Below are 6332 nucleotides of genomic sequence, written 5' to 3'. Positions count from 1 at the left end.
ACATAAATCCATAGCTTCAACTATGAATGCTTCATTTTCAAAGTGAGCACTTAATATAAATATTTTTGTAAATCCATCACGAACAAATTCGTCTATTATATCCATTACTAAAGCTTGTAATGTAGCTCCATTTAAATCTATAGTTCCTGGGAATAATGGGCCACCACCACTTAATGGTTTTGATTTGTATCCATATGATAAAGCAGGAGCAACTACCCCATTTATTTTTTCAGCAATTCTATAAGCAAATCCATTTGCTATTACAGTATCTACACAAGTTGGAAGATGAGGTCCATGTTGTTCTGTAGATCCTATTGGTAATATAATTACATCATCTTTTTTCTTCGCAAATTCTCTCCATGTCATGTTTTCCATTTTTACATTTTCATACATAATAAAGTCCCCTTTTCTTGTCTTATTATTCAGCTTATCTTTATTAAAGATTGATTTTTAGCTAAAACTTCATTAAATGTAGCTTTAATTGAAAATTCTTTATGTGAATTTTGCTATGCTCTCAGTATACAATGAGTATTTTTTGGTGACAATGTACTAAAAATACAAATCTATTTACCAAAATATGTTCTTTATGTGCACAGTAATCTTAAACTATTCTTGTATATTTGATACAATGACTAGATAAATCTTTCATGCTAAACTTTCCTTATTGACAAGTCATTACTAAAAATAATAGAAATTTCAATTTATTAATAATAATATAAGTAAATTTTTTTAGTAAAATACCAAAAACTGAAGGGAGATTATTTAAATGAAAGCTATTTTATTTAAAAATGCTAGATTAAAAGGAAATGAAACACTAGTTGATTTACTTGTTGAAAATGGAGTTTATAAGGAAATAGGTCCAAATCTTTCTGAAAAATATAAAGATGTAGAAACTTATGATTTAAAGGGAGATCTTGTTGTACCACCTTATGTTGATCCACATATTCATTTAGACTATGTATATACAGCTCGTATGCCTGGTGCAAACAATGGAACAGGAACTCTTTTTGAAGGAATTCAAAGATGGTCTGAAACAAAAGGAAACATGACAATAGATGAAATTAAAGAACGTGCAAGAATAGCTCTTAAAAAAGAGATTTTATATGGTACTCAATATATGAGAACACATGTTGACGTAACAGATCCTAAGTTTACAGGATTAAAAGCTATTATGGAATTAAAAGAAGAATATAAAGATATTATAGATATTCAAATCATAGCTTTCCCACAAGAAGGAATGTATTCTTATAAAGGTGGAGATGAATTAGTAGAGGAAGCTTTAAAAATGGGTGCTGATGTAGTTGGTGCTATTCCTCATTTTGAATTCACAAGAGAAATGGGAGAAAAATCAGTTAAGAAAACTATAGAACTTGCAATGAAATATAATAAATTAATTGACGTTCACTGTGATGAAACTGATGATGATCAATCAAGATTTGTTGAATTATTAGCAGCAGAATCTTATTTAAATGGAATTGGAGAACTTACAACTGCAAGCCATGCTTGTGCTATGGGTTCATATAATAATGCTTATGCATTTAAATTATTCAAACTTTTAAAATTATCAAAAATGAACTTCATATCATGTCCAACAGAAAATATTCACTTACAAGGAAGATATGACACTTATCCAAAGAGAAGAGGTCTTACAAGAGTTAAAGAATTAAATGATGCAGGAATTAATGTTTGTTTTGCTCAAGATTCAATCTCAGACCCATGGTACCCATTAGGAAATGGTAACCTAATGAATATATTAGATGCTGGTATTCACATATGTCATATGATGTCTGTTGATGAAATTAATAATGCCTTAGATTTAATCACAACAAATGGTGCTAAAACTCTTCATATCCAAGACAAATATGGTATAGAAGTAGGAAAAGATGCTAACTTCATAGTTTTAAATGCTAAAAATGAATTTGATGCAATCCTTGAAAGAGTTGGAGTTAACTGCTCTGTAAGAAGAGGAGAATTCCTATTTAAGAGAGAACCAGAAATAATAGATACAAAAATAACTCTATTAAAATAGTCACCATATAAATTAAAGGGCTATATCAAAAATTATTTTGATATACGCCCTTAATTTATTTTAATGTAAAAACAATTCTATATCCATTATTTCCTATTAATTAAAATTTACTACAGTAACTTTTCTTAGTACAGTCTCATACTATATTTTATAGAAATTTATCTTAATATACAAAAAGGGGAAAAGTTAAATGAAAAATATAAAAGAAATAATGTCTGAAATGACTGGTTTAAGTAAACAAATCGCTGTTACAATAAATAATGAGGAGCTATCAGTTGAAGATACACAAATTGAAGAAATAAAAACTGAAGATATTGAAGAGAAAAATATAGTACCACAAGACTGTTGCCAAGACGAAAGCTCACACAGACCAAGCTGTCAATCTCACCATACTACCTGTAAGAATACTGATCGTTATGTAGATTTTTGTTGCGCAATAAATAAACCAAATAATTTCAAGGTTCATATAAATAACCCTGAAACCAGAATATTATACGATTTAAATTGCTTAAACGTTATTATTGTTCCATGCTGCTGTGATGGTGCTCCTAGATATGATATAAAAATAGTTGGATGTATTCCTTTCATTGTTAATGTTTCTGTTCATAAAGATAGTGGACAATGTTTATACCCTCATAATGATGATATAGCCTTATCTTGTTATAATAGTGTATGCGTGGAGAACGTTGTTTGTAATAAATGCACTTATGAAGAAGCTATACTTGCACGTGAAATTATAAAAGATAAATTAACACACTGTCATTCTGTAAGTGTACACCATCTATATACTGATGTTTGCTATCATTCCTGTGTAATAAAAGTAACTGGTAAATTCAAACTTCCAGATTGCGGTAATAGATAATCATAAAAATAATTTATTCTTAATACTATATCGTTTTATTAATAAATTATCAATAAAAGGATATAGATATGTCCCTACGCCTTTGTAGGGACATTTTTTATAATAAATACTTTAATGTTTTACTACTAATCGTGTTATGACATTAAGTTAAATATGCATATTATATATAAAGAAATTTATTCTGCGAGGTAAAATTCATGGTATCAGTAGAACAAAATACGTATGTTTTAAAACAATCTGATGGTACTATATGGAACTTTTTATATGATGAGATATTCGGTATTATGTACAAGATTTGTAAAAGAAATGTGTGGTCAAATTATATTGTATTTACCAATAAAACTACTGGAAAATTTTCAGTAACCATATTACCTAACGATAACATATCTATTATATATGAAGATTTACATGGAAACTTAATTATGGAGTTATTTGATAATACAAAATGGAGCCATTTTAATCTCCTTGAAAATGAAGATAATGAAAAATTTGATATTTACTTTAAAACTCTTTTCCTCAAAAATGATTTATTAATACTTTATAGTATTTATAATAAACGTACTAATATTCTAACATTAGTATCTCAAATAATTGACAAAAACGGAGAATTAACTTCTCCTAAATTAATTGATCAGTTTAAAGGCATCCACAAAATTCCATTTTATGTTTATACTTCTAATAATGATATTTTGTATATTGCTTATCAAAAGCAAGAAAATAATTATCTTTTAGGATATAGATTATTAGATTATTATTCTGAAGATTGGTCTGAGTTCTATATAATTGATGACGCTCTTTCTCCATTTAAAGAGTATTCCTTAATGTCTTATGAAGATAAGATTCAATGTCTATATATAAAAAAGGATTGCAATAATATTTATTCTCTTACTTATTGTAAAGGTAATTTATCATCTTATAATTATACTAATATTTTCAAAGATAAAGATATAAGTTATTCTGCTTTTTTCATGATAGATGAACATATTTGGTGCTTATGGATTAGTAATAATGAACTTCTTAGTACAGTTTCCATTGATGGTGGAAATATTTTTACTTCTCCCCCACAAGTTGACTCTATAGAGTACTTAAATATATTCAAAGCAACATATTTTTCAAATTTCTTAGAAAATAAGACGAGTTTATGCAAAGGTGAAGCATTCTTTGTAAATGATGATACACCAAGATTATTAGTAATTGATAATATTTATAGAATAGTTAATAGATATGATAATAGTTCCCTATATTATTTTCAATATTTTATATCTGCACTTAGAAAAGAAAATATTGATTATAAAAAATATATATGTGAATTAAACACATCAGATAAAGATGTTTTAGTTGAAAAACTTCATAAGAAAATAAAAGAACAAGAAAATAAATTACTATATTATGAAAATAAATTTAATAAAATAAATAATAGCATATTGAGTTTTAATGAAAATAAAGCTCAGTTAAGTATAAATATAGAATTTCTTCAAGATAGCCTTGCAGCTAAAGAGAAAAAGTTGAATGAATTAGAAGATTTGTATATAAAAAAAGAAGAAGAATTAAATATTTTAAAAGACACATTAAATACTGTAAAAACAGATGAAATTAAGTGTTTTAACTTTAAAAAATTCTTTGATAAAATTAGTTCTATCATAAAAAATTAATAAATATTAAGCAGTATATAGTTCTTTCTAAAAGCAAAGCTATATACTGCCCTTTCTTAGTTATATGTAATTGATCTTTTTGAAGGCATATATTAAAAACTCCTCAGCTAAACTTTTGCTTTTAATATTTTTTAATGCCTCTTCAAAAGAAAACCATTCTGCTTTATCAACTTCCTCATTAATTTGACTTAAATCTTCACTATCTACCACACAAATAAAGTTGCACATTAATGTATTAGTCTTTTCATAATAACTACTCTTCATATATTGATAGTCCTTAACATTAAGCCCTGTTTCTTCTTTTATTTCTCTTACTAAGGTCTGTTCTGCATTTTCACCCTTACTAATGTATCCTGCTACAAGTATATTATCTTTTCTTCCATACTGTTGTATAAGCAATACCTTATTTTTATCAGGGTTTAAAACAATTGCACTTATAGCCGAACTAAATGTTGGGAAACGAAACATTTCACATTTATTACAATATTGAACCTCCCCCTCATTATTACATTGTTTATTTATTAATTTAGTGCCACACTGAAAACAATAATTCATAGTATTTACTCCTTACATCTAGTATATAGATTATACTAGTTGATTTATCTTTAGCCTCTTGTTCCCCACTACAGTGAGAATTTACCTTTTATTATATTTCTTTTCTATATCTTAGTCAAAAATATATAGTATAAATAATATAAATGAAATATTAAATATATTTTCTCATATTATTTTTAACAAGATCTTCTTTAAAGAAAATATCAATTTATATGTCCCTAGTTAAAAATATTTTGTTAAAATAGTATATAATATTAGTAATTCTTATGATTCTAAAAGCCACTAAGTTTTCTTATTTAAACAGCAATTGTTATAATTTAACTTACTAAAAATTTGCTAATAGAAAATATATTGAAATTCTCATTAATATAAAAATTTTAAAATAAGGGAAGTGAATTATTACGAAAAAGAAATTGCTTACCATAATTATAATTTTTTTAGTGATTACTCTTTCTTATTTTTATTTATTTAAAAATAAAAATTTAAAGAATAATGCTAAAATAGAACAACCTATATATAATCTTTTAACTGAATTTTTTGAAATTGATTATAATAATACGCCTTTAGATTATTCAAATGTTGTAAATAATCATAGATTAATTACTCTGCTAACTTTAAATAAAAATCGTTTTCTTGATTACAAATATAAATATAAAAAATTTAAAGTTAAAATAAATAGTATATATGAAAAAGATTCTAATAATTATATAGTGGAGTTACAGGTTTTACAGGGAGAAAAAATGGACATTAAAACAGATTATACCTGTTTGATTCAAAAAGAAAATAATAAGTATTATATTAATAGGATTATTAATAATATCTTGCTAGAAGATAGAAATCCAGAAAACTTTATAACTAATGATAATTTATATAATGATTATATTAAAAATTTTGTAGATTCAATTCAACAACAAAATAACTAAAATGAATTTATAAAATAATAAGAACCATAGAAAGGATTTATTAATTATGATTTTTACTTTTTTCTCTAATTTAGTTCATATTGTAAACTTATTAACTATTTTTTATATGATTTTTAAAGAGAATCGTTCTTCTAAGAGTATAATTTCTTGGACATTAGTATTAATTATATTACCATACATAGGTTTTATTCTATTTTTAATGCTAGGAAGAAAAGTTAATACTAAAGATATTTTTATAATGAAAAAATCTGAACTTACTCTCTTTGATAAATATATAAAAAAATACATATTAAAAGAAGACTTTTTAGAAA

General features: G+C 25.2%; 7 protein-coding genes. 5 read left to right on the top strand and 2 right to left on the bottom strand.

Going from position 1 to position 6332, the window contains the following annotated elements; all coding sequences use genetic code 11:
• The coding region (locus tag RYM86_RS18325) for a creatininase family protein (RefSeq protein WP_315082272.1) at positions 1-393 on the bottom strand (393 nt) is incomplete at its 3' end.
• 373 nt (positions 394-766) lie between these two features.
• On the opposite strand from RYM86_RS18325, the gene codA reads away from it, so the two are divergent.
• From codA to RYM86_RS18310, 3 genes are all read left to right on the top strand, one after another.
• Positions 767-2029 (top strand): cytosine deaminase, encoded by a 1263-nt coding sequence (gene codA, locus RYM86_RS18320; protein WP_003452996.1) that lies wholly within the window; start codon positions 767-769, stop codon positions 2027-2029.
• A 190-nt stretch (positions 2030-2219) separates the two neighbouring features.
• The gene (locus RYM86_RS18315; RefSeq protein WP_315082271.1) at positions 2220-2891 is read left to right on the top strand and encodes a hypothetical protein; all 672 of its coding nucleotides are present in this window, start codon (positions 2220-2222) and stop codon (positions 2889-2891) included.
• Between the two features lie 197 nt (positions 2892-3088).
• Positions 3089-4543: a hypothetical protein gene (locus RYM86_RS18310; RefSeq protein ID WP_315082269.1), complete on the top strand. Its 1455-nt coding sequence runs from the start codon at positions 3089-3091 to the stop codon at positions 4541-4543.
• Positions 4544-4603: 60 nt separating this feature from the next.
• Here RYM86_RS18310 and RYM86_RS18305 read toward each other — a convergent pair whose 3' ends face one another.
• Positions 4604-5098 carry an NUDIX domain-containing protein gene (locus RYM86_RS18305; RefSeq protein WP_315082268.1) on the bottom strand — a complete coding sequence of 165 codons (495 nt, stop codon included), beginning with the start codon at positions 5096-5098 and terminating at the stop codon, positions 4604-4606.
• A gap of 413 nt (positions 5099-5511) precedes the next feature.
• Here RYM86_RS18305 and RYM86_RS18300 point away from each other — a divergent pair, with 413 nt between their 5' ends.
• Both RYM86_RS18300 and RYM86_RS18295 read left to right on the top strand, forming a co-directional pair.
• Positions 5512-6021 carry a hypothetical protein gene (locus tag RYM86_RS18300; RefSeq protein ID WP_315082267.1) on the top strand — a complete coding sequence of 170 codons (510 nt, stop codon included), beginning with the start codon at positions 5512-5514 and terminating at the stop codon, positions 6019-6021.
• Between the two features lie 46 nt (positions 6022-6067).
• Positions 6068-6332: PLDc N-terminal domain-containing protein (locus RYM86_RS18295; RefSeq protein WP_315082265.1), on the top strand; the 265-nt coding region annotated here is incomplete at its 3' end.

Origin of the sequence: uncultured Clostridium sp. (assembly GCF_963527835.1) — a bacterium.
Classification (GTDB): domain Bacteria; phylum Bacillota; class Clostridia; order Clostridiales; family Clostridiaceae; genus Clostridium.
Note: the sequence above shows the minus strand (reverse complement) of the source record. Positions and strands in the feature narration are given on the sequence as shown.

Bases quoted from the DNA above. Each gene is read 5' to 3' on its own strand.
- codA (WP_003452996.1), top strand. From the start codon at position 767: ATGAAAGCTATTTTATTTAAAAATGCTAGATTAAAAGGAAATGAAACA.
- RYM86_RS18305 (WP_315082268.1), bottom strand. From the start codon at position 5,098: ATGAATTATTGTTTTCAGTGTGGCACTAAATTAATAAATAAACAATGT.
- RYM86_RS18310 (WP_315082269.1), top strand. From the start codon at position 3,089: ATGGTATCAGTAGAACAAAATACGTATGTTTTAAAACAATCTGATGGT.
- RYM86_RS18315 (WP_315082271.1), top strand. From the start codon at position 2,220: ATGAAAAATATAAAAGAAATAATGTCTGAAATGACTGGTTTAAGTAAA.